15 protein-coding genes, 4 tRNA genes and 6 rRNA genes are annotated in these 26,758 nt (G+C 46.4%); 5 read left to right on the top strand and 20 right to left on the bottom strand.

Annotated elements, in window-relative coordinates:
• Window positions 1-3: 3 nt before the first annotated feature.
• A complete protein-coding gene (gcvH, locus tag ABZR88_RS00300) occupies window positions 4-384 on the bottom strand; it encodes a glycine cleavage system protein GcvH (RefSeq protein WP_107829436.1) in 381 nt (126 codons plus the stop codon).
• A gap of 147 nt (window positions 385-531) precedes the next feature.
• A complete protein-coding gene (locus ABZR88_RS00295; protein ID WP_107829383.1) occupies window positions 532-2,025 on the bottom strand; it encodes a hypothetical protein in 1,494 nt (497 codons plus the stop codon).
• A 325-nt stretch (window positions 2,026-2,350) separates the two neighbouring features.
• Here ABZR88_RS00295 and uxuA point away from each other — a divergent pair, with 325 nt between their 5' ends.
• Window positions 2,351-3,538, top strand: coding sequence for a mannonate dehydratase (uxuA, locus tag ABZR88_RS00290; RefSeq protein WP_245917072.1), 1,188 nt, complete (start codon window positions 2,351-2,353; stop codon window positions 3,536-3,538).
• 73 nt (window positions 3,539-3,611) lie between these two features.
• On the opposite strand, the gene ABZR88_RS00285 is transcribed toward uxuA, so the two are convergent.
• The 12 genes from ABZR88_RS00285 to ABZR88_RS00230 all read right to left on the bottom strand — a co-directional run bounded on the left by ABZR88_RS00285 (window position 3,612) and on the right by ABZR88_RS00230 (window position 17,924).
• Window positions 3,612-4,130, bottom strand: a complete 519-nt coding sequence (locus tag ABZR88_RS00285) for a redoxin domain-containing protein (protein ID WP_107829384.1) — start codon at window positions 4,128-4,130, stop codon at window positions 3,612-3,614.
• A 22-nt stretch (window positions 4,131-4,152) separates the two neighbouring features.
• Window positions 4,153-5,169 carry a Gfo/Idh/MocA family oxidoreductase gene (locus ABZR88_RS00280; protein ID WP_107829385.1) on the bottom strand — a complete coding sequence of 339 codons (1,017 nt, stop codon included), beginning with the start codon at window positions 5,167-5,169 and terminating at the stop codon, window positions 4,153-4,155.
• Window positions 5,170-5,416: 247 nt separating this feature from the next.
• Window positions 5,417-5,528 (bottom strand): 5S ribosomal RNA (rrf, locus tag ABZR88_RS00275).
• Between the two features lie 205 nt (window positions 5,529-5,733).
• A 23S ribosomal RNA gene (locus ABZR88_RS00270) occupies window positions 5,734-8,611 on the bottom strand.
• Between the two features lie 195 nt (window positions 8,612-8,806).
• Window positions 8,807-8,880, bottom strand: a tRNA-Ala gene (locus tag ABZR88_RS00265).
• A 19-nt stretch (window positions 8,881-8,899) separates the two neighbouring features.
• Window positions 8,900-8,974: transfer RNA gene (locus ABZR88_RS00260), tRNA-Ile, on the bottom strand.
• Window positions 8,975-9,185: 211 nt separating this feature from the next.
• A 16S ribosomal RNA gene (locus ABZR88_RS00255) occupies window positions 9,186-10,707 on the bottom strand.
• Between the two features lie 1,926 nt (window positions 10,708-12,633).
• A 5S ribosomal RNA gene (rrf, locus tag ABZR88_RS00250) occupies window positions 12,634-12,745 on the bottom strand.
• Window positions 12,746-12,950: 205 nt separating this feature from the next.
• Window positions 12,951-15,828 (bottom strand): 23S ribosomal RNA (locus ABZR88_RS00245).
• 195 nt (window positions 15,829-16,023) lie between these two features.
• A tRNA-Ala gene (locus ABZR88_RS00240) sits at window positions 16,024-16,097 on the bottom strand.
• Window positions 16,098-16,116: 19 nt separating this feature from the next.
• Window positions 16,117-16,191: transfer RNA gene (locus ABZR88_RS00235), tRNA-Ile, on the bottom strand.
• A 211-nt stretch (window positions 16,192-16,402) separates the two neighbouring features.
• Window positions 16,403-17,924, bottom strand: a 16S ribosomal RNA gene (locus tag ABZR88_RS00230).
• Together the 16S, 23S and 5S rRNA genes with 4 tRNA genes alongside form the textbook arrangement of a ribosomal RNA operon.
• Window positions 17,925-18,843: 919 nt before the next feature.
• Here ABZR88_RS00230 and ABZR88_RS00225 point away from each other — a divergent pair.
• Entirely contained in the window at window positions 18,844-20,220 is a 1,377-nt protein-coding gene (locus ABZR88_RS00225; protein ID WP_107830903.1) for an RNA methyltransferase, read from the top strand.
• A 21-nt stretch (window positions 20,221-20,241) separates the two neighbouring features.
• Here the strand turns inward: ABZR88_RS00225 and ABZR88_RS00220 are convergent, their stop codons facing one another.
• From ABZR88_RS00220 to ABZR88_RS00210, 3 genes are read right to left on the bottom strand one after another with little or no spacing between them, the layout of a single operon-like run.
• On the bottom strand, window positions 20,242-20,685 hold the full coding sequence (locus ABZR88_RS00220) for a hypothetical protein (protein WP_107830905.1): 444 nt from the start codon (window positions 20,683-20,685) through the stop codon (window positions 20,242-20,244).
• Window positions 20,686-20,719: 34 nt separating this feature from the next.
• Window positions 20,720-21,085: a CoA-binding protein gene (locus ABZR88_RS00215; protein ID WP_107830907.1), complete on the bottom strand. Its 366-nt coding sequence runs from the start codon at window positions 21,083-21,085 to the stop codon at window positions 20,720-20,722.
• A gap of 60 nt (window positions 21,086-21,145) precedes the next feature.
• Window positions 21,146-21,943 carry a carbon-nitrogen hydrolase family protein gene (locus ABZR88_RS00210; RefSeq protein ID WP_107830909.1) on the bottom strand — a complete coding sequence of 266 codons (798 nt, stop codon included), beginning with the start codon at window positions 21,941-21,943 and terminating at the stop codon, window positions 21,146-21,148.
• Window positions 21,944-22,250: 307 nt separating this feature from the next.
• On the opposite strand from ABZR88_RS00210, the gene ABZR88_RS00205 reads away from it, so the two are divergent.
• The 3 genes from ABZR88_RS00205 (at window position 22,251) to ABZR88_RS00195 (ending at window position 23,508) form a co-directional block, all read left to right on the top strand.
• Window positions 22,251-22,814, top strand: coding sequence for an RNA polymerase sigma factor (locus ABZR88_RS00205; RefSeq protein ID WP_107830911.1), 564 nt, complete (start codon window positions 22,251-22,253; stop codon window positions 22,812-22,814).
• A gap of 11 nt (window positions 22,815-22,825) precedes the next feature.
• The gene (locus ABZR88_RS00200; RefSeq protein WP_107830913.1) at window positions 22,826-23,212 is read left to right on the top strand and encodes a hypothetical protein; all 387 of its coding nucleotides are present in this window, start codon (window positions 22,826-22,828) and stop codon (window positions 23,210-23,212) included.
• A gap of 80 nt (window positions 23,213-23,292) precedes the next feature.
• On the top strand, window positions 23,293-23,508 hold the full coding sequence (locus ABZR88_RS00195; protein WP_107830915.1) for a hypothetical protein: 216 nt from the start codon (window positions 23,293-23,295) through the stop codon (window positions 23,506-23,508).
• Window positions 23,509-23,620: 112 nt separating this feature from the next.
• Here the strand turns inward: ABZR88_RS00195 and ABZR88_RS00190 are convergent, their stop codons facing one another.
• The 3 genes from ABZR88_RS00190 to ABZR88_RS00180 form a co-directional block, all read right to left on the bottom strand.
• On the bottom strand, window positions 23,621-24,451 hold the full coding sequence (locus tag ABZR88_RS00190) for a hypothetical protein (protein WP_107830917.1): 831 nt from the start codon (window positions 24,449-24,451) through the stop codon (window positions 23,621-23,623).
• 24 nt (window positions 24,452-24,475) lie between these two features.
• Window positions 24,476-24,949, bottom strand: coding sequence for a DinB family protein (locus ABZR88_RS00185; RefSeq protein ID WP_107830918.1), 474 nt, complete (start codon window positions 24,947-24,949; stop codon window positions 24,476-24,478).
• 169 nt (window positions 24,950-25,118) lie between these two features.
• Complete coding sequence (locus ABZR88_RS00180; protein ID WP_107830919.1) at window positions 25,119-26,669, bottom strand: NAD(P)/FAD-dependent oxidoreductase; 1,551 nt, start codon at window positions 26,667-26,669, stop codon at window positions 25,119-25,121.
• Window positions 26,670-26,758 lie beyond the last annotated feature (89 nt).

Genomic DNA, 26,758 nt, shown 5'->3' with positions numbered 1-26,758 from the left:
GAATTATGCACCAATGATAGCCTGGTAATCTTCTGCTGAAAGCAAACCGTCAATTTCTGATACATCGCTCAGACTGATCTTTACCATCCAGCCATCGCCATAAGGGTCTGTGTTTACCAACTCCGGCTGTCCGTCTAATTTGGCGTTCAGCTCTGTTACAGTACCGTTTACCGGCATAAACAGGTCAGATACGGTTTTAACCGCTTCAACGGTACCAAAAACTTCCTCTTTGGCTACTGCTTTACCAACGGTGGTAACATCAATGTAAACAATATCGCCCAGCTCACGCTGTGCAAACTCGGTAATGCCAACAGTAGCTTCCGATCCTTCTACACGGATCCATTCGTGGTCTTTAGTGTATTTCAGTTCTGCGGGAAAGTTCATAGCGATATCTGCTTTTTTTGTGAGCCCAAAAGTAATAAATTTATTACTGGTAGCAAACCAATGCCCATGCAACAAAGGGAAAAATCACGGCCTGGATAATGCTTTATCATAAAGCATTATCTACCAACCTTTGATCTAACGTTTATCTTAAAAATTCACTTGTTGCAGATCGCATGAAGTTTTTACGGTGCCAATTCCAAAAGACAAGTCTGAATAGCAGGCCACCGCACCTTTTTTATACCACATGGTGGCATCATTTACAAACATTGGGTTGCTCATATGCTTTTTAGAGAGGTATTCCTGCCGCTCCCATTGTCCGTTATTCAGATTAAGCACACCAAACATTCCACTTATCTCTACCATGCCGGTCTTTGCATTGGCTATCAGGTAAAGCTTATCGTCAGCAAAATGATAAGTTGCTACAGGCATCGTATAGGCGGTGCCTATCCCAAATGATGAAGGTATCAATTGATGAGCTTGCAGTTTCAGATCAAGATTGTAAATAGACAATAACGGCGCTCTTGAAATAAAAGAAGACGAAGTATTACCCCATATTACGTATTGCTTAACCGAACAAATAACCAATTTGCCGTTATGCTCTTCCAGCAGATCGATCCTGCAATCGTTACCCCAACCCAGATCTGGATCATCTACTTTTTTATTGATCACCCTATATCCTTTATTGATTGCCTTGATCGCATCCTTTTCAAGCGACTCTGTTTGGATAGTGCATTTTCCTGTTTTGAAATCAGCCTTAAAAACCGATAGCTGCTCATCTTTATTGGTGTTTTGATGGGCAATGGCACCGTAAAGTACCTGGGGTTCGCTTGAGGAAGGCAACATATAAAGCGAGGCCACCAAACGGCTATACTCGTATCCGCGAAGATCAAGCGAAACATTTACCTTGCTTGCAGGCTTTTCGGTATTACGAGCATAACGCTCAATCTCTATATCGCTATTCTTTTGCGCCCAGGCCAAAAAAACATCACCATCATAATTAACGCGAATGTCTGCCAACTCTCCACTGTGCGGCTCTGGCGCCATAATGCTGATGGGAACAAGTTTCTCGTCAAAATCGATAATGGCCAGAGAGCGGGTAGTGGAAAAATCCTTGGCCATTTTATACATGGTGATCAATGCCAATGGCCCGGGCAGGCCCACATGCAATTTGTTGGTGATACCCGACTGACGGACTACCATTTTAAACAACGATCCATCTTTGGCCCAAAAGAAATGCGGTTCTTCCACCATCTGTTTACCGCCCTCATAGATCTTTTGCTGCAAGCTAACGCTTCCCGATGCCGGATCAAGCAGATAACAAGTAAAATTATTGGTTGTTCCGCGCATCGCACTATGATCTGACGCCGTTACAACAAACACCTTGCCTTTAAAATTACCGGCAGACACCGCGTATCCGGCAACCTTGGTGCGCCACAACACCTGCATGTTGCTCTTAACGGCCACCATCTCGGTGTTGGTGTTATCGGTATTAATGCTCATAACGTTTACATCGTCATTCAGAACGAACGATGATACCCCGCGCGACTTCTTAACGAAATCTTTTACCAGAGGTGCTTCATTTTGTGCAGAAAGAAAAAGAGGAATAAAAAGGGTAATAAGAATCAATAGTCTTCTTTTCATGATAAGTTTGGATTGTGAGCCGAAACTACTCAAAAAAGCCCATGCCACTTATAAAATCTGCAATTAAGTATAAGAGAAGATAGCCTGTCAGTTAAGTCAATTGGGCAGAGGCGTACCGCAAATCAGAGGTCATCATCCTCCTTCCCGGAAGATTTTTCACCGCCCATCCGCCAAAAATTCAGCCTTATTGGCTCAATAATGCTACATCATAAACAATTGAGCATATCTAACTGAATAAATGGCCATTTTATCTTGATGCTTTACGGGCGCAATTGCCAAATCTTGCCGTAGGTTTTTTATTTTTGAACTATCAATATTACCAACAATGAGTAGTCAAAATAACAACCCATACCACATGGTGCAAACCATGCGCTGGTATGGCCCTAATGATCCGGTTAGCTTGGCCGATATCCGTCAGGCCGGATGCACCGGCGTGGTAAGCGCATTGCACCATATCCCCAACGGACAAGTGTGGACGGTAGATGAAATTAAAAAACGCCAGCAAATTGTAGAAGCTGAAGGCCTTACCTGGGATGTGGTAGAAAGTGTACCCGTGCACGAGGGCATCAAAACCCAAAGCGGCGACTACCTGCTGTATATTGAAAACTACAAGCAAAGCATCATCAACCTGGCGCATTGTGGTATCAACACCATCACATATAACTTTATGCCGGTGCTGGACTGGACACGTACCGACCTGGCCTACACAGTTGAAGATGGTTCAAAAGCCCTGCTGTTTGAAAAAGCTGCCTTTATAGCCTTTGAACTATTTATGCTGAAACGCCCCGGTGCCGAAGCAGAATACACCGAAGCCGAGATTGCCCGTGCCAAAGCTCGCTTTGATGGCATGAGCGATGCTGATAAGCAACTGCTGCAACGCAACATTATAGCCGGTTTGCCGGGCAGCGAAGAAAGCTTTACGCTGGAAAACTTTCAGCTGGCTTTGGATAAATACAAAGACATTGACGCCGATAAATTGCGCGCCAACCTCATCTACTTCTTACAGCAGATTGTGCCGGTGGCTGATGAGCATGGCGTAAAAATGGTGATCCACCCGGATGATCCTCCTTACCCTATCCTCGGCTTACCTCGTGTAGTTAGCACCGCTGCCGATATTGAGGCATTGATCGCTGCCGTACCGTCAACCAACAACGGACTTTGTTTCTGCACCGGTTCTTTCGGTGTTAGGGCCGACAATAACCTTCCGGAGATGGTATTGCAATTTGCAGATCGCATTAACTTCCTACACCTGCGCAGCACCCGACGCAATGAGGTAGGCGATTTCTATGAAGACAATCACCTGGAAGGCGATGTGGACATGTATGGTGTAGTAAAGAATGTTATTAAAATTATGCAGGAGCGCAAAGTTAACATCGCTATGCGCCCCGACCACGGTCACCAGATGTTGGATGATCTGAATAAAAAAACTAACCCGGGCTACTCAGCTATCGGTCGCCTGCGCGGCCTGGCCGAGCTGCGTGGCTTGGAAATGGGTATTGCAAAGAGCTTGTAATCCGGCTACCTTACTAAAACAAAAAAGCGGCATATCATTGTGCCGCTTTTTTGTTTTATAGCTGTTTGGGTACTTATACTTTCTTTACCGCAGCCACAATAGTATCAGCCGGCGTTGGTTTATCAAACGATTTCACCATTTTATGGTGCTTGTCATAAATGGCGATGAACGGCGTAGTCATTACATTATAATATTGCTGCACCAGACGGGTGTAACCCTCGGTACCAATTACAAAGTTGTGGTATTTGGCCAGGTCATAATCACGACGGAACTCGCGAATAGCCCGCAAATCATAATTGGCTGACCACGTAACCATAATTACTTCCATATTTTTAAAGGTGGCCATCTTCGGTTTCAGCTCGTACATCATCCGCTGGCAGTGGCTGCAATCAGGCGAGAAGTAGATGATCATTACGGGGTGATCTTTTTTCAGATCTGCAGGAGTAGCCCAAACGCTATCGGCAGTTAAAATATGGTACGGAGCAATGGGTTTATTGGCAATAGACGTTTTTGCAGGTGCGGCTTTAGGCGATTGTGCATTGCTGCAGCCGGCAACTATCACTAAACTCAGGATGGCTAGTATTTTCTTCATTTATGTTATTTGTTAGAGGTATTTATGCTTCAATAATTTCCATTTGCCAGGCTACATGCTCCTCGGTTATGGGGTATAACGCACCATTGCGGATGGTATGATAAACGGCATCAAACAAGTGCATATAATTACCTTTTGTTGACGCAATGTGCTCTGTGATCTTTTGTTTATCGGGCCCAATGGTTATCAATACGCCTTCGCTACCGGCGGGTTCTATGCCGTAAGCCTCGTAGTCTGGCAATACTTCTTTGTCCAATTGTTCTTCCTGCACATCGCAGCGCTCTTTAATGTAGCTACCTAAGGTGCCATGCACAACAAATGATGGTAGAGGCTGAGCCACTAGTAAGCTTGAAGTGACAAAAACATTCAGCTGATTAGGGTAGCTGAGCTGGATGCTGAAATAATCAATAACGGTTGAGTCTTCGCGGTTGATGCCTACTTGTTTGTTGAAACTCAACGGGCGACCAAACAGGCTGATTACTTGATCCAGCAGATGTGGGCCCAGGTCATACACCAAACCGTTGGTACCCAACTCGGCATCTTCTTTAAATGCTTTAGGGCTTAATGCCGGACTGTATCTGTCAAATCGAAAATGTGCTTCGATCAGGCGACCTAAACGACCACTTTCAACCACTTGTTTTACAGACTGAAAATCGCTGTCCCAGCGGCGGTTTTGATAAACCATTACGTTCAGATTACGAGCACGCGCCTCGTCATATAAAGCTTTTACTTGTTCTACGGTGCCCGAAGCCGGCTTCTCTATCAACACATTCTTGCCCGCCTTGAGTGATTGCATGGCAAAATCAAAATGCGTATAACCCGGCGTGTTTACAATCACCAGCTCGATCTCTTTATCAGCCAGCAGTTCATCCACACTATCATAGCTGATCACATCAGGATAACGCTCGGCAGCTTTCTTCTTGCTGCGCTCTACTACTGCTTTGAACTTAAAACCGGGATGAGCATTTACAAACGGCGACTGAAACAAACGCCCGGACATACCGTATGACAGTATGCCCGTTACAATAGGTGATGACATAATGCAATTATACAAAAATAGTCTGAACCAGAATTTTTAGGATTTAAAGATTCTCAGGATCTTTCGATGTTGAAGGGAATAAGAGCAGATGTCCGAGAGCTGCATCGAAAAAGTGTATAAAGGCTATTAGAGGAATGGATTTGGAGATGAAGACGTGATGGGGATGTATTTTAGAAAAGTCTGAAAACGAGAAAAGCCTTTGCTGATAGCAAAGGCTTTTAGTTTTACATCCTCTTCGGATGATAAAGGTTGGCACCGACCTACTCTCCCACATTTTACTGCAGTACCATCGGCTCTGGCGGGCTTAACTTCTCTGTTCGGAATGGGAAGAGGTGGACACCGCCGATATAGGCACCTGAATATTTTTATGTTGATTGGTGAGTAGTTGATTTGTTAAGTGGTTGATTTTGTTAAGTAGTTTTAACCACTCACTCAATCCAACTTAATCAACTTATTCAACCCAATAACATTAACATGATTGAAAGAAGTAATAAAGAAAACGAGAGAACAACAGCATTGTTGTTTTGATTGTGGGTGCAGATTGCTCTGCACCCGTTATCTGTTACGAAGAAAGCTTCGGGCGATTAGTATTACTCGGCTATGATGTCACCACCTTTACACCTGTAACCTATCAACGTAGTAGTCTCCTACGACCCTCAATGGAAGTCTCATCTCGTGGCTAGTTTCGCACTTAGATGCTTTCAGCGCTTATCTATTCCCAACGTAGCTACTCTGCAGTACAGCTGGCGCCATAACAGATTCACTAGAGGTTAGTCCAACCCGGTCCTCTCGTACTAAGGTCAGCCCCACTCAAACTTCCTGCGCCCACAACAGATAGGGACCGAACTGTCTCGCGACGTTCTGAACCCAGCTCGCGTGCCACTTTAATCGGCGAACAGCCGAACCCTTGGGACCTTCTCCAGCCCCAGGATGTGACGAGCCGACATCGAGGTGCCAAACCTCCCCGTCGATATGAGCTCTTGGGGGAGATCAGCCTGTTATCCCCAGCGTACCTTTTATCCTTTGAGCGATGGCCCTTCCATGCAGAACCACCGGATCACTATATCCGTCTTTCGACCCAGCTCGACTTGTCTGTCTCACTGTCAAGCAAGCTTATGCTATTGCACTCCGCGTACGGTTACCAAGCGTACTGAGCTTACCTTTGAAAGCCTCCGTTACCTTTTTGGAGGCGACCACCCCAGTCAAACTACCCGCCAAACAATGTCCTCCACTTTGTGGAGTTAGACACCAAATACAGAAAGGGTGGTATTTCAACGTTGACTAACATACTCCTAGCGAAGCATGATCACAGTCTCCCACCTATCCTACACATCCTGTATCCGATATCAATGTTAAGTTGTAGTGAAGGTGCATGGGGTCTTTCCGTCCCGTTGCGGGTAACCGGCGTCTTCACCGATACCACAATTTCACCGAGCTCATGGCTGAGACAGCGCCCAGATCGTTACACCATTCGTGCAGGTCGGAACTTACCCGACAAGGAATTTCGCTACCTTAGGACCGTTATAGTTACGGCCGCCGTTTACTGGGGCTTCGATTCAATGCTTCGCCTTGCGACTAACATCCCCTCTTAACCTTCCAGCACCGGGCAGGTGTCAGGCCTTATACGTCATCTTTCGATTTTGCAAAGCCATGTGTTTTTGTTAAACAGTCGCCTGGGCCTTTTCACTGCGGCTGCATTTCTGCAGCGCCCCTTCTCCCGAAGTTACAGGGCCATTTTGCCGAGTTCCTTAGCCATGATTCACTCGAGCACCTTAGGATTCTCTCCTCGACTACCTGTGTCGGTTTACGGTACGGGGTTTTATAACCTGAAGCTTAGCAGGTTTTCTTGGAAGTCTGATTACCTGAACTATCCCATCCCCCGAAGGTTCCGAGTACTATCAGCTTTCAGCAAAAGATGCGTACTTAACTACATCTCCTATACCTACAGCCTTTAACGAACTATTCCGTCAGTTCGCGTCAGTTTCACTACTCCGTCACTGCATCGCAGTTATAAAACGTACTGGAATATTAACCAGTTATCCATCGGCTTCGCCCTTCGGCTACACCTTAGGCCCCGACTAACCCTGATCCGATTAGCGTTGATCAGGAAACCTTAGTCTTTCGGTGGGCGGGTTTCTCTCCCGCCTTATCGTTACTTATGCCTACATTTGCTTTTCTACAATCTCCACCACCGCTTGCCGCGTATAGCTTCACTGACTGTAGAATGCTCCCCTACCAGATGCATTACTGCAAATCCATAGCTTCGGTATAACGCTTGATGCCCGTTTATTATCCATGCCCGATCGCTCGACTAGTGAGCTGTTACGCACTCTTTAAATGAATGGCTGCTTCCAAGCCAACATCCTAGCTGTCTATGCAATCGGACCTCGTTAGTTCAACTTAGCGTTAATTTGGGGACCTTAGCTGATGGTCTGGGTTCTTTCCCTCTCGGCCATGGACCTTAGCACCCATAGCCTCACTCCAGCGTATATTATAAAGCATTCGGAGTTTGTCTGGATTTGGTAGGATTTGACTCCCCCGCACCCAATCAGTAGCTCTACCTCTTTATAACTCAACCGCCAGGCTGTTCCTAAAAACATTTCGGGGAGTACGAGCTATTTCCCAGTTTGATTAGCCTTTCACCCCTACCCACAAGTCATCCGGAAACTTTTCAACGTTTATCGGTTCGGTCCTCCAGTACCTGTTACGGCACCTTCAACCTGCCCATGGGTAGATCACAAGGTTTCGCGTCTACCTCCTCTGACTGCACGCCCTATTCAGACTCGCTTTCGCTTCGGCTGCGTGGCTTAACCACTTAACCTTGCCAGAGAAGAGTAACTCGTAGGCTCATTATGCAAAAGGCACGCCGTCACAGAACTTGTCTGCTCCGACCGCTTGTAAGTACACGGTTTCAGGTTCTATTTCACTCCCCTGTTCGGGGTTCTTTTCACCTTTCCCTCACGGTACTGGTTCACTATCGGTCTCTCAGGAGTATTTAGCCTTACCGGATGGTGCCGGCAGATTCCCACAAGGCGTCTCCGACCTCGCGGTACTCAGGATACTACTAGATCATTATCACTTACCCGTACGCAGCTTTCATGCTCTATGGCAGGCCTTCCCAGACCCTTCCGGTTCATTTTAATGTATCACATTGTAGTCCTACAACCCCATATTTGCCGTAACAAATATGGTTTGGGCTTCTTCCATTTCGCTCGCCACTACTCTGGAAATCACTATTGTTTTCTCTTCCTCCGCCTACTTAGATGTTTCAGTTCAGCGGGTTCGCGCTATGCAACTAACCTTCAGTTAGTTAGGTTTCCCCATTCGGAAATCTACGGATCAATTCATATTTGCTAATCCCCGTAGCTTATCGCAGCTTATCACGTCCTTCATCGCCTCTGAGAGCCAAGGCATCCCCCGTGTACCCTTTCTTACTTTCTTCTACTATACCGCTTTTGCTCGGTATAATATGCCTTTATTTGGTTGGTGAGTGGTGAGTTGTTAGTAGTGAGTAAACTCTCTATTCACTTCTCACGATTCACAACCTCTGTTGTTTTCTCGTTTTTTAATTACTTCTTCCAATATGTCAAAGAACTTTTTGCTTCCCATTTGAGTCATTGCGACTCGAAAAGCATCGTGGAGAATAACGGATTCGAACCGTTGACCCCCTGCGTGCAAGGCAGGTGCTCTAGCCAGCTGAGCTAATCCCCCAAGGTTAATGTTACTTATGTAGTCCCGAGCAGATTTGAACTGCTGACCCCTACATTATCAGTGTAGTGCTCTAACCAAACTGAGCTACGGGACTTTATTTCTTAGTTGCAGTATTTAGTTGCAGTCGCAGTATTTTATACTACTACTTACTACTGCTACTGCCACTTATCGTCCCGACTCTTTTTAGCCGGCCCAACTGATGGCTTCATCTTCCTGGGTTATATCTTTAAAGAATAAAATAAACATGAACAAAGCAGGCTGTCAATGTTATAGTCTCTGACTGACTTCTTGGAAATTCGCTCCAGAAAGGAGGTATTCCAGCCGCACCTTCCGGTACGGCTACCTTGTTACGACTTAGCCCCAGTTACCGACTTTACCCTAGGACGCTCCTTGCGGTTACGCACTTCAGGCACTTCCAGCTTCCATGGCTTGACGGGCGGTGTGTACAAGGCCCGGGAACGTATTCACCGCAGCATTGCTGATCTGCGATTACTAGCGAATCCAACTTCACGGGGTCGAGTTGCAGACCCCGATCCGAACTGTGAACCACTTTTTGAGATTGGCTTCCTGTTGCCAGGTTGCTGCCCTCTGTATGGCCCATTGTAGCACGTGTGTAGCCCCGGACGTAAGGGCCATGATGACTTGACGTCGTCCCCTCCTTCCTCTCTACTTGCGTAGGCAGTCTGTTTAGAGTCCCCACCATTATGTGCTGGCAACTAAACATAGGGGTTGCGCTCGTTGCGGGACTTAACCCAACACCTCACGGCACGAGCTGACGACAGCCATGCAGCACCTAGTTTCGTGTCCCGAAGGACTAGAGCGTCTCTGCTCTATTCACTAACTTTCAAGCCCGGGTAAGGTTCCTCGCGTATCATCGAATTAAACCACATGCTCCTCCGCTTGTGCGGGCCCCCGTCAATTCCTTTGAGTTTCACCCTTGCGGGCGTACTCCCCAGGTGGAATACTTAACGCTTTCGCTTAGACGCTGACCGTATATCGCCAACATCGAGTATTCATCGTTTAGGGCGTGGACTACCAGGGTATCTAATCCTGTTTGATCCCCACGCTTTCGTGCCTCAGCGTCAATCGCACTTTAGTAAGCTGCCTTCGCAATCGGTGTTCTGTGACATATCTATGCATTTCACCGCTACTTGTCACATTCCGCCTACCTCAGCTGCATTCAAGCCCATCAGTATCAAGGGCACTGCGATAGTTGAGCTACCGTCTTTCACCCCTGACTTAATAGGCCGCCTACGCACCCTTTAAACCCAATAAATCCGGATAACGCTCGGATCCTCCGTATTACCGCGGCTGCTGGCACGGAGTTAGCCGATCCTTATTCTTACCGTACATTCAGCTACTTACACGTAAGTAGGTTTATTCCGGTACAAAAGCAGTTTACAACCCGTAGGGCCGTCTTCCTGCACGCGGCATGGCTGGTTCAGGCTTCCGCCCATTGACCAATATTCCTTACTGCTGCCTCCCGTAGGAGTCTGGTCCGTGTCTCAGTACCAGTGTGGGGGGCCATCCTCTCAGATCCCCTAAACATCGTAGCCTTGGTAAGCCGTTACCTTACCAACTAGCTAATGTTCCGCATGCCCATCTTGTTCCTATAAATATTTGATCATTCTATGATGCCATAGTGTGATTTTATGCGGTCTTAATCTCTCTTTCGAGAGGCTATCCCCCTGAACAAGGTAGGTTACATACGTGTTACGCACCCGTGCGCCACTCTCATGAGGAGCAAGCTCCTCAATCCCGTCCGACTTGCATGTATTAGGCCTGCCGCTAGCGTTCATCCTGAGCCAGGATCAAACTCTCCATTGTAAAATGTTTTGTTTGTATCCAGACCCTAGTTTCTCTTAGGAAATTAGAAATCTGTTTGCGATAAGCCTAAGCTTATCATGTTATCTTTTGACAAATTTCCAGTCCTCAAAGTCTTTTGACAGTTCGCAATGTTTCGTTTACCTTCTAGTAAACTCTGCATCGCTCCCGCTTTGCTTCATGATTTATTTTATTCTCTTTATTCTAAAGAACTTCTTCCGGTGTCTCACGACTCCCTTTCTTATATCCTTATTCCTTACTTACGCTTGGATTAATTCTATCAGTTTTTCATTTACTTTCGAGATTCGCTCTCTCAGTGTTTTTGTCCCGTTTTGTTTGGGACTGCAAAGGTAAGAACCTTTTTCTTATTTGCAAGAAGAAAATTTTTATTTTTTTTCTCGCCCCTTTCTGCGTTTTTAGCTCCGTTTTTCAATTTCGCTTTCCCGCCGTTCGGGCTGCAAAGGTAGTCATCTTTTTCGCTTCTCCAAGAACTATTTTAAAATTCTTTTTTCTCTCTTTCAGGCTCGATTTCTTAAGATCCCTACACCCTACTTGCTCTCTCCCTCCGTCTCCAATCATTACTGATCTTCAACCAATTCTAACTCCTTTACCCTTCCTTCAAATAACAACCGCGATCCTTCAATTGCGGGTTGCAAAGGTACGCTCTTTTTCTACTCCTGCAAATCATTCTAAACAAATCTCATCAAACATTTCGTAAGTCGCTAGTTTACAGCAAGTATATTTTTAACTGGAATAGTGTAGTGAAGTATTTAATGGAAGCAATCGTCCTAAATCAGTTCGCTTTAGTACCCTTCACTATGCTCTGGTTCTAGAGACTTCACACTGCCCAAACGCACATATTATGTTTAATATCTAAGGAAAAATGCAGATAATGCACGGACAAAACACCTTATAGCACATAACAAATGCTACAAGCAAATAAGAAATTGGCAAAAGGTTTAAGTTGATAACCCACACCTATATCCTTAGAGCAACTATCAGTACCACCTATTTTCAGACAACCAAGGCCTATTTCTTCTGGCTCTTTCTATCATAGAAAATGATTTGCTTCCTAATCATATAACAATTGCCCGGCCTGGTGAATGCAGCCGATCATTTGTAGTTTTAATTCCTGGCTCAGATCTGTTGTATACCTATAAGGTTTAATTACCCATCCAGCACCAAGCATGGGATCACTTTTACCATGTCTGCTGTGCGTCAACACCTAACGAATAAGCCCGATCTCTCAATCAGGTAAAAGGTGTAAATGATGCGACATCTAACATGTGGGCCTTAACCTATGTTAGAATCCAAGCCTGCCCGCAGTCTACCTAAGTAATGTGCCGTTACCGACCAAGTTTGATCTGTGCCGGTAGCGCCACAGGGAATTCACAGTACAGAAAATGGGAATCACCTGCTATCGATTGCGATGATGCATTATGTTACCATGCAGATTGCAAAAGCCCGATCCAAGGATGCGATTAGATATCGACAAAAGATGAATGGTTTGATCGCTGGACCTGGTCAGACCTAAACAAATTTTCTGGATTGAAAGACTTAAAGGATTGATCTAAGATTCGGAGTTTTTTGATTGGAGGGAAAGCAGGAGAACAGTTAGACTTCGGTTTACAGAATCATTCTTCGAGGAGTACCCAGGGGATAGAAACGATATGAGAGGCGTGATGTATGCGCAACCAGGGCAGATCTCAGCAGAATTTTTAGGATTTAAAGATTCTCAGGATCTTTCGATGTTGAAGGGAATAAGAGCAGATGTCCGAGAGCTGCATCGAAAAAGTGTATAAAGGCTATTAGAGGAATGGATTTGGAGATGAAGACGTGATGGGGATGTATTTTAGAAAAGTCTGAAAACGAGAAAAGCCTTTGCTGATAGCAAAGGCTTTTAGTTTTACATCCTCTTCGGATGATAAAGGTTGGCACCGACCTACTCTCCCACATTTTACTGCAGTACCATCGGCTCTGGCGGGCTTAACTTCTCTGTTCGGAATGGGAAGAGGTGGACACCGCCGATATAGGCACCTGAATATTTTTATGTTGATTGGTGAGTAGTTGATTTGTTAAGTGGTTGATTTTGTTAAGTAGTTTTAACCACTCACTCAATCCAACTTAATCAACTTATTCAACCCAATAACATTAACATGATTGAAAGAAGTAATAAAGAAAACGAGAGAACAACAGCATTGTTGTTTTGATTGTGGGTGCAGATTGCTCTGCACCCGTTATCTGTTACGAAGAAAGCTTCGGGCGATTAGTATTACTCGGCTATGATGTCACCACCTTTACACCTGTAACCTATCAACGTAGTAGTCTCCTACGACCCTCAATGGAAGTCTCATCTCGTGGCTAGTTTCGCACTTAGATGCTTTCAGCGCTTATCTATTCCCAACGTAGCTACTCTGCAGTACAGCTGGCGCCATAACAGATTCACTAGAGGTTAGTCCAACCCGGTCCTCTCGTACTAAGGTCAGCCCCACTCAAACTTCCTGCGCCCACAACAGATAGGGACCGAACTGTCTCGCGACGTTCTGAACCCAGCTCGCGTGCCACTTTAATCGGCGAACAGCCGAACCCTTGGGACCTTCTCCAGCCCCAGGATGTGACGAGCCGACATCGAGGTGCCAAACCTCCCCGTCGATATGAGCTCTTGGGGGAGATCAGCCTGTTATCCCCAGCGTACCTTTTATCCTTTGAGCGATGGCCCTTCCATGCAGAACCACCGGATCACTATATCCGTCTTTCGACCCAGCTCGACTTGTCTGTCTCACTGTCAAGCAAGCTTATGCTATTGCACTCCGCGTACGGTTACCAAGCGTACTGAGCTTACCTTTGAAAGCCTCCGTTACCTTTTTGGAGGCGACCACCCCAGTCAAACTACCCGCCAAACAATGTCCTCCACTTTGTGGAGTTAGACACCAAATACAGAAAGGGTGGTATTTCAACGTTGACTAACATACTCCTAGCGAAGCATGATCACAGTCTCCCACCTATCCTACACATCCTGTATCCGATATCAATGTTAAGTTGTAGTGAAGGTGCATGGGGTCTTTCCGTCCCGTTGCGGGTAACCGGCGTCTTCACCGATACCACAATTTCACCGAGCTCATGGCTGAGACAGCGCCCAGATCGTTACACCATTCGTGCAGGTCGGAACTTACCCGACAAGGAATTTCGCTACCTTAGGACCGTTATAGTTACGGCCGCCGTTTACTGGGGCTTCGATTCAATGCTTCGCCTTGCGACTAACATCCCCTCTTAACCTTCCAGCACCGGGCAGGTGTCAGGCCTTATACGTCATCTTTCGATTTTGCAAAGCCATGTGTTTTTGTTAAACAGTCGCCTGGGCCTTTTCACTGCGGCTGCATTTCTGCAGCGCCCCTTCTCCCGAAGTTACAGGGCCATTTTGCCGAGTTCCTTAGCCATGATTCACTCGAGCACCTTAGGATTCTCTCCTCGACTACCTGTGTCGGTTTACGGTACGGGGTTTTATAACCTGAAGCTTAGCAGGTTTTCTTGGAAGTCTGATTACCTGAACTATCCCATCCCCCGAAGGTTCCGAGTACTATCAGCTTTCAGCAAAAGATGCGTACTTAACTACATCTCCTATACCTACAGCCTTTAACGAACTATTCCGTCAGTTCGCGTCAGTTTCACTACTCCGTCACTGCATCGCAGTTATAAAACGTACTGGAATATTAACCAGTTATCCATCGGCTTCGCCCTTCGGCTACACCTTAGGCCCCGACTAACCCTGATCCGATTAGCGTTGATCAGGAAACCTTAGTCTTTCGGTGGGCGGGTTTCTCTCCCGCCTTATCGTTACTTATGCCTACATTTGCTTTTCTACAATCTCCACCACCGCTTGCCGCGTATAGCTTCACTGACTGTAGAATGCTCCCCTACCAGATGCATTACTGCAAATCCATAGCTTCGGTATAACGCTTGATGCCCGTTTATTATCCATGCCCGATCGCTCGACTAGTGAGCTGTTACGCACTCTTTAAATGAATGGCTGCTTCCAAGCCAACATCCTAGCTGTCTATGCAATCGGACCTCGTTAGTTCAACTTAGCGTTAATTTGGGGACCTTAGCTGATGGTCTGGGTTCTTTCCCTCTCGGCCATGGACCTTAGCACCCATAGCCTCACTCCAGCGTATATTATAAAGCATTCGGAGTTTGTCTGGATTTGGTAGGATTTGACTCCCCCGCACCCAATCAGTAGCTCTACCTCTTTATAACTCAACCGCCAGGCTGTTCCTAAAAACATTTCGGGGAGTACGAGCTATTTCCCAGTTTGATTAGCCTTTCACCCCTACCCACAAGTCATCCGGAAACTTTTCAACGTTTATCGGTTCGGTCCTCCAGTACCTGTTACGGCACCTTCAACCTGCCCATGGGTAGATCACAAGGTTTCGCGTCTACCTCCTCTGACTGCACGCCCTATTCAGACTCGCTTTCGCTTCGGCTGCGTGGCTTAACCACTTAACCTTGCCAGAGAAGAGTAACTCGTAGGCTCATTATGCAAAAGGCACGCCGTCACAGAACTTGTCTGCTCCGACCGCTTGTAAGTACACGGTTTCAGGTTCTATTTCACTCCCCTGTTCGGGGTTCTTTTCACCTTTCCCTCACGGTACTGGTTCACTATCGGTCTCTCAGGAGTATTTAGCCTTACCGGATGGTGCCGGCAGATTCCCACAAGGCGTCTCCGACCTCGCGGTACTCAGGATACTACTAGATCATTATCACTTACCCGTACGCAGCTTTCATGCTCTATGGCAGGCCTTCCCAGACCCTTCCGGTTCATTTTAATGTATCACATTGTAGTCCTACAACCCCATATTTGCCGTAACAAATATGGTTTGGGCTTCTTCCATTTCGCTCGCCACTACTCTGGAAATCACTATTGTTTTCTCTTCCTCCGCCTACTTAGATGTTTCAGTTCAGCGGGTTCGCGCTATGCAACTAACCTTCAGTTAGTTAGGTTTCCCCATTCGGAAATCTACGGATCAATTCATATTTGCTAATCCCCGTAGCTTATCGCAGCTTATCACGTCCTTCATCGCCTCTGAGAGCCAAGGCATCCCCCGTGTACCCTTTCTTACTTTCTTCTACTATACCGCTTTTGCTCGGTATAATATGCCTTTATTTGGTTGGTGAGTGGTGAGTTGTTAGTAGTGAGTAAACTCTCTATTCACTTCTCACGATTCACAACCTCTGTTGTTTTCTCGTTTTTTAATTACTTCTTCCAATATGTCAAAGAACTTTTTGCTTCCCATTTGAGTCATTGCGACTCGAAAAGCATCGTGGAGAATAACGGATTCGAACCGTTGACCCCCTGCGTGCAAGGCAGGTGCTCTAGCCAGCTGAGCTAATCCCCCAAGGTTAATGTTACTTATGTAGTCCCGAGCAGATTTGAACTGCTGACCCCTACATTATCAGTGTAGTGCTCTAACCAAACTGAGCTACGGGACTTTATTTCTTAGTTGCAGTATTTAGTTGCAGTCGCAGTATTTTATACTACTACTTACTACTGCTACTGCCACTTATCGTCCCGACTCTTTTTAGCCGGCCCAACTGATGGCTTCATCTTCCTGGGTTATATCTTTAAAGAATAAAATAAACATGAACAAAGCAGGCTGTCAATGTTATAGTCTCTGACTGACTTCTTGGAAATTCGCTCCAGAAAGGAGGTATTCCAGCCGCACCTTCCGGTACGGCTACCTTGTTACGACTTAGCCCCAGTTACCGACTTTACCCTAGGACGCTCCTTGCGGTTACGCACTTCAGGCACTTCCAGCTTCCATGGCTTGACGGGCGGTGTGTACAAGGCCCGGGAACGTATTCACCGCAGCATTGCTGATCTGCGATTACTAGCGAATCCAACTTCACGGGGTCGAGTTGCAGACCCCGATCCGAACTGTGAACCACTTTTTGAGATTGGCTTCCTGTTGCCAGGTTGCTGCCCTCTGTATGGCCCATTGTAGCACGTGTGTAGCCCCGGACGTAAGGGCCATGATGACTTGACGTCGTCCCCTCCTTCCTCTCTACTTGCGTAGGCAGTCTGTTTAGAGTCCCCACCATTATGTGCTGGCAACTAAACATAGGGGTTGCGCTCGTTGCGGGACTTAACCCAACACCTCACGGCACGAGCTGACGACAGCCATGCAGCACCTAGTTTCGTGTCCCGAAGGACTAGAGCGTCTCTGCTCTATTCACTAACTTTCAAGCCCGGGTAAGGTTCCTCGCGTATCATCGAATTAAACCACATGCTCCTCCGCTTGTGCGGGCCCCCGTCAATTCCTTTGAGTTTCACCCTTGCGGGCGTACTCCCCAGGTGGAATACTTAACGCTTTCGCTTAGACGCTGACCGTATATCGCCAACATCGAGTATTCATCGTTTAGGGCGTGGACTACCAGGGTATCTAATCCTGTTTGATCCCCACGCTTTCGTGCCTCAGCGTCAATCGCACTTTAGTAAGCTGCCTTCGCAATCGGTGTTCTGTGACATATCTATGCATTTCACCGCTACTTGTCACATTCCGCCTACCTCAGCTGCATTCAAGCCCATCAGTATCAAGGGCACTGCGATAGTTGAGCTACCGTCTTTCACCCCTGACTTAATAGGCCGCCTACGCACCCTTTAAACCCAATAAATCCGGATAACGCTCGGATCCTCCGTATTACCGCGGCTGCTGGCACGGAGTTAGCCGATCCTTATTCTTACCGTACATTCAGCTACTTACACGTAAGTAGGTTTATTCCGGTACAAAAGCAGTTTACAACCCGTAGGGCCGTCTTCCTGCACGCGGCATGGCTGGTTCAGGCTTCCGCCCATTGACCAATATTCCTTACTGCTGCCTCCCGTAGGAGTCTGGTCCGTGTCTCAGTACCAGTGTGGGGGGCCATCCTCTCAGATCCCCTAAACATCGTAGCCTTGGTAAGCCGTTACCTTACCAACTAGCTAATGTTCCGCATGCCCATCTTGTTCCTATAAATATTTGATCATTCTATGATGCCATAGTGTGATTTTATGCGGTCTTAATCTCTCTTTCGAGAGGCTATCCCCCTGAACAAGGTAGGTTACATACGTGTTACGCACCCGTGCGCCACTCTCATGAGGAGCAAGCTCCTCAATCCCGTCCGACTTGCATGTATTAGGCCTGCCGCTAGCGTTCATCCTGAGCCAGGATCAAACTCTCCATTGTAAAATGTTTTGTTTGTATCCAGACCCTAGTTTCTCTTAGGAAATTAGAAATCTGTTTGTCAATAGGCTTGCGCCTATTATGTTATCTTTTGACAAATTTCCAGTCCTCAAAGTCTTTTGACAGTTCGCAATGTTTCGTTTACCTTCTGGTAAACTCTGCATCGCTCCCGCTTTGCTTCATGATTTATTTTATTCTCTTTATTCTAAAGAACTTCTTCCGGTGTCTCACGACTCCCTTTCTTATATCCTTATTCCTTACTTACGCTTGGATTAATTCTATCAGTTTTTCATTTACTTTCGAGATTCGCTCTCTCAGTGTTTTTGTCCCGTTTTGTTTGGGACTGCAAAGGTAAGAACCTTTTTCTTATTTGCAAGAAGAAAATTTTTATTTTTTTTCTCGCCCCTTTCTGCGTTTCCAGCTCCGTTTTTCAATTTCGCTTTCCCGCCGTTCGGGCTGCAAAGGTAGTCATCTTTTCCGCTTCTCCAAGAACTATTTTAAAATTCTTTTTTCTCTCTTTCAGGCTCGATTTCTTAAGATCTCTACACCCTACTTGCTCTCTCCCCCCGTCTCCAATCATTGCTGATCTTCAACCGCTTCCAACTCCTTTACTCTTCCTTCAAATAACAACCGCGATCCTTCAATTGCGGGTTGCAAAGGTGGGAACTTTTTTCCTTTCTGTCAAGTGAAAAATTCAACTTTTTCAGATTTATTTTTTTGTTCCCAATTTTCAAATAACGTCGCCTTTTTTCAAAAGCGAACTACAAATGTACAGCGTTTTTTGGCTCGTGCCAACAACTATTTTTAAATCATTAAAACAAAGTCCATAACTACTTGAAGATTAGCTTACATTGTGTTCATCTATTTTTAACACAAGCCTGCAAATACGCCCGTTTGTTAAAATTCATACCTTTGATTAGATATGAGCGACATCGTTTTTCCAGGAAAGTTTATTGAGTCTATTAGCAATGCACCAGGTTTTGACGCGCAAAACTTTGTTGAAACGCACCAAAACTTGCCGGCACCTACCAGTATCCGCATCAATCCATCTAAATATAGTGGCCAGCAGCCGGGGGTAGAGGTGCCCTGGTGCCCAGAGGGCTTTTATCTGGAAAGCCGCCCATCGTTCACGTTCGATCCGCTGTTTCATGCCGGTTGTTATTATGTGCAGGAGGCATCGTCTATGTTTATTACACATATATATAATAGTATACGCGGCGAAATGGATGAGCCAATCCGTGCGTTGGACCTATGCGCAGCGCCCGGCGGCAAAAGCACATTGCTTAGCTCGGCCCTAAATCAGGATGATTTGCTGGTGGCTAACGAGATTATTAAAACGCGTGTCCCCATCCTTACTGATAATCTGACCCGATGGGGGCGCAGCAATACGATAGTAACTAATAATGATCCGCGCGACTATGGCCGGGTAAAAGGTTTCTTTGACCTGATCCTGGTGGATGCGCCTTGTTCGGGCTCGGGCATGTTCCGTAAGGAGCCGGAGGCGATGCAGGAGTGGTCTGTAGATAATGTGAACCTTTGCCAGCAACGGCAGGAGCGCATACTGGCCGATGTTTATCCCGCCCTGCGCGAGGATGGTTATTTAATATACTCTACCTGTTCTTACTCTGAGCAAGAAAACGAGCAGGTGCTGGATTGGTTATGCACCGAGTTTGGTATGGAAAGCGTGCGCATACCTGTTGAACAGGATTGGGGCGTGGTAGAAAGTCAATCAACGGAGCATAAAGCCTGGGGGTATCGTTTTTACCCGGGCAAGGTGCAGGGCGAGGGTCTGTTTGCTGCATGCTTACGCAAAACTGAAAGCAGCGGCGAGACCAAGGCTTTTAAAAAGAAAGATCAGGGTAAACCAGATTATAAATCTATCGACTTGCTGAAGCCTTATATAAAGGAGCCGGCCAATTATTATTTTTTTAAACTAAATGACGACTGGCTGGCGATAGACAAGATACACCGCGAGGATCTGGAAACGCTGCAGCAGTATTTATATATTAAAAAATCGGGCGTGCGGCTGGGTAGCCTTGCCGGCAAAGACCTGGTGCCCGATCATGAGCTGGCCATGAGCCTGATGCTTGATCGCGACCAGATCCAACAAACCGAACTCAGCCGGGAGCAAGCCATTAGCTATCTGCGCCGGGATGAAATCAAAGATTTGGACCTTTCTCAAAAGGGATGGAACCTGATGTGTTTTGAAGGGCATCCGCTGGGCTGGGCCAAGTTGCTGCCTAATAGAGTAAACAATTATTATCCGAAGGAGATGAGGATACTTTCTACAGGAAGCTAACGCAAGGTTATTATCAAATGGTTAGGCCAAAGTTTCTGTGTTCTCTAATTTAATGATACGGACATGCTCTTCCGGGCCAAATCGATCAAAAACTCTATGTACAATTAAGGTATCATTAAACAACCAATGACCTCCGCTGAAACCTTCTTCTATAGGATATCTTTCATCAGGCAAACCGAATACTTTCTCCAGATGGCTTTGAAAATCTTCAAATGACCATTGGAGATCATCATATCGATCCCTAAAAAACTCTAGCTCTCTCAAACTCTCGTTTGTCCCTGGTTTAAAATGAAAACCCAGGTAACAAGATAGGCCATCAAATAATTCGCAGGCAATTGTATAATACTTATCCGTCACTCGCTTTAATGGGTTCAGTTTAAAAAGAACCGACAGTTGCTCCACATCGACATCCCAGGGTACGAAGATGGACGGCTTATCAATTTGAATACCTCGCTGAATATCCATGGGAACCCCTATTTCTTGTTGTTTTTCTAAATAATTAATACTGCCCAGTGCTCAACATCACCAACGTACAGGCATATTCTGTCTCGATACCATTATTAATCGCCATTCTGCGCAGTTCAGTATTTTCTGTGCCGGGATTAAAGATGATGCGTTTGGGGTGCGTCTTTATAATATAGTCATACAGTTGCGGCTGGTTTTGCGGACCAACGTATAGGGTAATCGTATCTACACCTTGGTGAATAGTATCGGGGCGTTCAATCGGCACGCCGGCAACTTCGCCATTTCTAAGACCTACATTTATTATATCGTGGCCTTTGCGAACCAGCGTATTTGCAGCCAGGTAAGCGTATCTGCCGCTATTGGGGGTGGCGCCTAAAATCAATGTTTTTTTATTGGCCATGATGAAACTCTTCCTTTTTATTTAATACTTATCCAAAAACGTGCCGATTTTGAATTGATGTCAGTCTGCCATGCCATACAACTGCGGTTTGAAACGTTTGGCTAATAGTGCCGTAGCGGCATTCAAATCTATATCTATAGTGAGTACACCTGCCTTTGTGTACGGTTGCCAGGCCAGACATTTGCCCTGAGGCGAGATGAGCGAGGTGGCAGCATCCGGATATTTCATGGCATAATTTACACTGGCAAAATAAATGGTATTCTCGTTAGCACGCATCAACATGGCTTTCTCATAGTACGGATTATCGGGATGCGCCCAAACTTCTGGCACCGCACCCTGCTCATCGCTACCGGCCAGGTACGGATGGAAAACAATATGTGCCCCACGACGCGCCGCCCAGCGAACCGACTCTGGGTACCGAAAACCCTCATGACAAATGGTGACGCCAAATTTCAATCCTTCAACCTCAAACAGATGGCGCTCAGTACCGGCGTTCCAGATATGGTCTTCGGTCGGGTCGAGTTGGTTTTTGGTTTGATAGCCTAATATTTCGCCTTCGGCAGATATCACCTGGGCTGTGTTTAGAAATTGGCCGCCTTCGTACCAATCCATCGGCATAATAATCGATATTGAGTTTTCACGTGCAATTTTGCAAACGCGGTTCAATGCCTGCCGCAATTCATCGGCACTGGCCTTCTCAACCTCATATTCTATTGCCGGGTAGCCGGGCAGATAACTTTCGGGGAAGCAAATAATCCTTGCGCCGCCAGCTGCTGCCTCCGTGGCGTATTGCTCAACATAATCCAAACCCTGGTTAAGGTTGATGGGAAAAGGAGGGGTGGCAAGGGCTATCTTCATAAATAAATGCGGCTGATGTGGTAAATTTAACAAAACTCAAATGCCTTTTGCTGTAACAAATGGTATAGTTCGTTAACTAATAGCTTATACGTCATTGCGAGGCACGAAGCAATCTCTGCATAGGACAATCAGATATGCAAGTCGTCATTGCAAATACAGAGATTGCTTTGTGCCTCGCAATGACGTGATCGTTATATTTTACTTATGATTCGCTCTTAATTAAAATATTTTGAAATTCTTTAAAATGTTTGTGCGGATGGCTCGTCTATCCCATTAACAAACAGCAATTACATTGACAACCGCACTGATGACAGATGATAAACACAGCACCATACTGCAAGCCGTAAAGGCTTACGGTAAAAATTTGCTGTCGTTCATCCGTCGCAGGGTAAAGAACGACGCCGACGCCGAAGACATTATGCAGGATGTGTGGCAGCAGTTTAGCTCGGTCATTAATGCTGAACCCATTGAACAGACAGGCGCCTGGCTGTACAGGGTAGCGCGCAACAAGATTACCGATAAGCATAAAAAGAAATCGGAAAGCTTGCTGGACGATCTGTTTTACAGCGATGACGAGGACGACGAAAACAGCGCGGCCGATTATCAGGCCCTGCTGATGCCCGAAACCTCTACACCGGAAACAGCGTATTTGCGCAACCTGTTTTGGGAGCAGCTTTTTGCCGCGCTGGATGAACTGCCCGAAGAACAGCGTCAGGTTTTTGTTTGGCACGAACTGGATGACATCTCATTTGCCGAGATGGCCGAGATGACGGGCGTTAATGTACAAACACTGGTTTCGCGCAAGCGGTACGCCGTACTGCATCTGCGCGACAGGCTGAAACAGTTGTACGAAGACATTACAAAATATTAAAGATTAAAGACATGAAAGCATTTCTTTTTCGCGGGCGATTTGTATTTATCCCGCTGGCCGTTGCGGCCTTTTTATCACTCATCAGCTTTGTGGTGATGCAGTTATGGAACTGCCTGCTACCCGGCATACTACATGTAAGCGCCATTACCTTTTGGCAGGCCATGGGTATTTTTATACTGTGCAAAATATTGTTCGGCTTTGGTAAAGGCGGGCCCAGGTTTGGTGGCGGCCGTGCCCCGTGGATGCGCCAGCGTATGAGAGAGCATTTTGAAAAGATGACACCAGAGGAGCGCGAACGCTTTAAAGAAAAATTTGCCGGCAGATGTGGTGGCCCGTTCGGTCGGGGCAGATTTGATAACGACTGGATGGATTATAAAGAAGGTACCGAAGAAAAATAAAACGGAAGGCGGCTGGCGCATGGCGTGGGGGCTAAAAAGCAAAACACCATGCGCCAACCATCTCTCAAAACTAATTACCTATGAACATCCTCATCTTTAAAACCAGCGTAACCCAGCCGCGACAGGTTAATCGCGTGCAAACCCTCTTGACCGCCATGCCCAATGTGGCCGACTGGAACTTTGATCTGGAAGATTGCGATAATATTTTAAGAGTAGTAGCGGCAGATCTATCGCCGCGCCAAATTGAAAGCACTTTAAGAAAAGCGGGGATTGGCTGCGAGGAATTGGAATATTGACGTAGTAGAGACGCATAATTGCGTCTCCCAAGAGACAAGCCTATTTAAAAGCACGCGGGAGACGCAATTATGCGTCTCTACATTTAAAAAACAATCAAATTAAACCAGATTCTCAAACCACAAAACTGATATAGGCCCGGTCATCAAAAGACACCGTGCCACTTCGCAAACCCTTGGTCGATTTAAAAAGATCAATACAAAGCGGATCATCTTTTAAAGTGCGTTCAAGGATAGACTCCGATTCCTCCAGGGTATCTTTTAATTCGGGATAGCCGTCTGACGATAGAACAATCTTTGCTGAACCTTCCAGCTTTACCTGCTTAATTAATTTAGGCGAAACTGGGAACCCGTCTATCACGCTGTAAGCAAACTCATGATCGTATCCGCAATTCTGAAACTGGATTGACCACCTGAGCAGCGGCAAAATAAAATTGCGCCCGGTATCAGATTTTGAAAGCTGCTCAACACTGGTTTCGTTTCTCATCAGCTGATTGGTAATAAATGCCGACCGCAAACCTGAGCAAACTTCGTCTACCTTTTTATAATTGGTTATCAGCTTACCGTTAATCAGCGCCATACAATCGCCAATCATCCAAAGCTCGTGCTTGTTTTTACTATAAATAACTGTTGATGCGGTTAGCCGTTCAATTGGGTTATCCCAATAATATTTTGTGCTTTTGTTTTGATGATAGTATGCGGTAATGAGCTGATTAAAGTTACTTATGGCAGATTGCATGTCGGTATCTGCCGGCAACGTCGACAAAACCTCGCTAATCAATTGCCCTGCTCGTTTCCCTGATGTAATCTGGTCTGCCGCTATAGTACCCGCTTTGGATGTTGCGCCATCAATAACTGCAATAAAATCATCGGACGTGAAAATAACGTCTTCGCATTGCTGCGCGTCGTCAAATTTTCCTTTTAGATATTGCTCTGTGATTATCAAAGGCCACGGCTTTATCTATTAAAGCTACAAAGCTTTACTCAACAATGCAATCTGTCCGCCGTGATAAATTTGGTGCTGAATGGAGCCATGCACCATCTCTTCATGAGTTGCTACAGGTGCGGTTCCGCGCTCGTCAATAATTGGGAAACACCATTTCTCGTCTGGGAAATCGCGGATAATAACGGCCAGGTTTACGTTGACCAGTTTGTAATCACTTACCCAGCGTTTCCATTTTTCCTCATCGGGGGCGCCGGTCTCGGGCCAGTCGCCGCTTACTGGTGTATTGGCGCTCATGCCATTCAGCCGGTCCATTACCTCTTCGGTCCAGGCCAGCATGTGCAGCAAAATCTCGGCTATGCTGTGGGCATTGGCTATCGGCTTTTCAAATGCAGCTTCAAAGCTTACATCAGCCAGAATATCATAGACAGACCGCCCGTACCAGGGTTGGCCCGATAAAATTTTGTCTAGTTCTTGCTCCAGTTTTTCGCCTGTGGTCATAGTTAGTTGAGTTTTTGTCTACCTTAAAACAAACATTGTCTTTGCGAGGAACGAAGCAATCTCGTCGCAGGATCAAATTTACATGCGACGAGATTGCTTCGCGCTCAATCCTCCCCGCAATCCTGCTCGCAATGACAATACTTTTAAATATATAAAGCCGCCATTTGTTTTATTTATAACTTTTTATTGCTGCCAGTGCGCAGTTTATCCCATCTATAGCAGCAGAAATAATGCCACCTGCATAGCCAGCACCTTCACCGCATGGATATAGGCCGCCAATCTGCGGATGTTGCAGCGTTTCCCGATCACGCGGAATTTTTACCGGCGATGAAGTGCGCGACTCTACACCCACCAGTATGGCCTCATTTGTAAAATATCCTTTCATCTTGCGCCCGAATACCGGTAATGCTTTTCGCAACCGCTCGTTAATCCAACCGGGCAATACTTCGTTCAACTGCACACTTTTTGTTCCGGGCAGGTAGGAGTTTTTAGGTAGATCGGCAGACAATCGCCCCTCTACAAAATCAACCATACGCTGGGCCGGGGCCACCAGGTTACCGCCACCTGCTTTAAAAGCCAGTTGCTCTACCTGTTGCTGAAAACGTAACAGTTTAAACGGATCTTTGTCATCGCCTTTTACATCTTCGAAATTAATCTGCACCACGGTGCCAGAGTTGGCGTAAGGGTTATTGCGCTTGCTTGGGCTCCAACCGTTCACCACAATTTCATCGGCATCGGTAGCGCAGGGGGCAATGATGCCGCCCGGGCACATACAAAACGAGAATACGCCCCGCTCATCTACCTGCTCAACCAAACTATAATAGGATGGGGGCAGGTATTCGCCGCGCGCATCGCAATGATATTGCGCACGGTCTATAATTTCCTGCGGATGCTCGATGCGTACACCTAAAGCAAACGGTTTGGCCTCGATCAGAATATCCTGACGGTGCAGCGTCTCAAAAATATCGCGGGCCGAGTGACCGGTAGCCAGAATCACGGCATCAGCTAAAATACTTTCGCCACCGGCTGTTTTTACGCCCTTTATTTTATCAAAGCTGGTAATCAGCTCTGTTACTTTCGCATCAAACCGCACTTCTCCGCCGGCATTCAGCACAGTTTCGCGCATGGCGGTAATAATCTGCGGCAATTTATTGGTACCGATATGCGGACGGGCATCGACCAAAATATCTTCAGATGCACCGTGCGCTACAAAAGCTTTCAACACCGCATTCACATCACCGCGCTTGGTAGAACGGGTGTAAAGTTTGCCATCGGAGTATGTACCCGCACCACCTTCGCCGAAACAATAGTTTGATTCGGGGTTTACCACACCTTGTTTATTGATCTCGGCCAGATCGCGGCGACGTTGCTTTACATCTTTACCGCGTTCCAGCACAATCGGTTTAAAGCCTGATTCAATACATTGCAATGCAGCAAACAATCCCGCAGGACCGGCACCTACAATAATGACCGGCTTCGCGTCCTTCACATTCGGATAATCAACGCTGAAAACTTCGGGTTTATAAGGTTCGTCCACAAACACACGTACCTGCATGCGGTAAACCACTTTGCGGCCGCGGGCGTCAATAGATCGTTTTAAAATTTTTAGTCCTTTTATGCGGGCAGCAGCTATGCCCGTTGCAGATGAGGCGAGTTTGATAAGAGCGGCTTCATCTCCATGCAGCTCTGGTGCTGCAACAATTTCGGTTTCTTTGATCATGGTGTTGCCGGGTTTTTATCCCGGATCGGGAGCAAAGTTAAGGAATAATGGTGGGAAACGCACCAAATGCGTCATTGCGAGGCACGAAG

Source organism: Mucilaginibacter yixingensis (assembly GCF_041080815.1).
In the GTDB taxonomy this organism is placed as follows: domain Bacteria; phylum Bacteroidota; class Bacteroidia; order Sphingobacteriales; family Sphingobacteriaceae; genus Mucilaginibacter; species Mucilaginibacter yixingensis.
This window is presented reverse-complemented; position numbering and strand designations above follow the sequence as displayed.

What these genes read in the sequence shown, in the direction of transcription:
- ABZR88_RS00200 (WP_107830913.1), top strand. Translation starts at nt 22,826, where the DNA reads ATGAAAGCATTTCTTTTTCGCGGGCGATTTGTATTTATCCCGCTGGCC.
- ABZR88_RS00225 (WP_107830903.1), top strand. Translation starts at nt 18,844, where the DNA reads ATGAGCGACATCGTTTTTCCAGGAAAGTTTATTGAGTCTATTAGCAAT.
- ABZR88_RS00295 (WP_107829383.1), bottom strand. Translation starts at nt 2,025, where the DNA reads ATGAAAAGAAGACTATTGATTCTTATTACCCTTTTTATTCCTCTTTTT.
- ABZR88_RS00195 (WP_107830915.1), top strand. Translation starts at nt 23,293, where the DNA reads ATGAACATCCTCATCTTTAAAACCAGCGTAACCCAGCCGCGACAGGTT.
- uxuA (WP_245917072.1), top strand. Translation starts at nt 2,351, where the DNA reads ATGAGTAGTCAAAATAACAACCCATACCACATGGTGCAAACCATGCGC.
- ABZR88_RS00220 (WP_107830905.1), bottom strand. Translation starts at nt 20,685, where the DNA reads ATGGATATTCAGCGAGGTATTCAAATTGATAAGCCGTCCATCTTCGTA.
- gcvH (WP_107829436.1), bottom strand. Translation starts at nt 384, where the DNA reads ATGAACTTTCCCGCAGAACTGAAATACACTAAAGACCACGAATGGATC.
- ABZR88_RS00180 (WP_107830919.1), bottom strand. Translation starts at nt 26,669, where the DNA reads ATGATCAAAGAAACCGAAATTGTTGCAGCACCAGAGCTGCATGGAGAT.
- ABZR88_RS00215 (WP_107830907.1), bottom strand. Translation starts at nt 21,085, where the DNA reads ATGGCCAATAAAAAAACATTGATTTTAGGCGCCACCCCCAATAGCGGC.
- ABZR88_RS00285 (WP_107829384.1), bottom strand. Translation starts at nt 4,130, where the DNA reads ATGAAGAAAATACTAGCCATCCTGAGTTTAGTGATAGTTGCCGGCTGC.
- ABZR88_RS00280 (WP_107829385.1), bottom strand. Translation starts at nt 5,169, where the DNA reads ATGTCATCACCTATTGTAACGGGCATACTGTCATACGGTATGTCCGGG.
- ABZR88_RS00210 (WP_107830909.1), bottom strand. Translation starts at nt 21,943, where the DNA reads ATGAAGATAGCCCTTGCCACCCCTCCTTTTCCCATCAACCTTAACCAG.
- ABZR88_RS00185 (WP_107830918.1), bottom strand. Translation starts at nt 24,949, where the DNA reads ATGACCACAGGCGAAAAACTGGAGCAAGAACTAGACAAAATTTTATCG.
- ABZR88_RS00205 (WP_107830911.1), top strand. Translation starts at nt 22,251, where the DNA reads ATGACAGATGATAAACACAGCACCATACTGCAAGCCGTAAAGGCTTAC.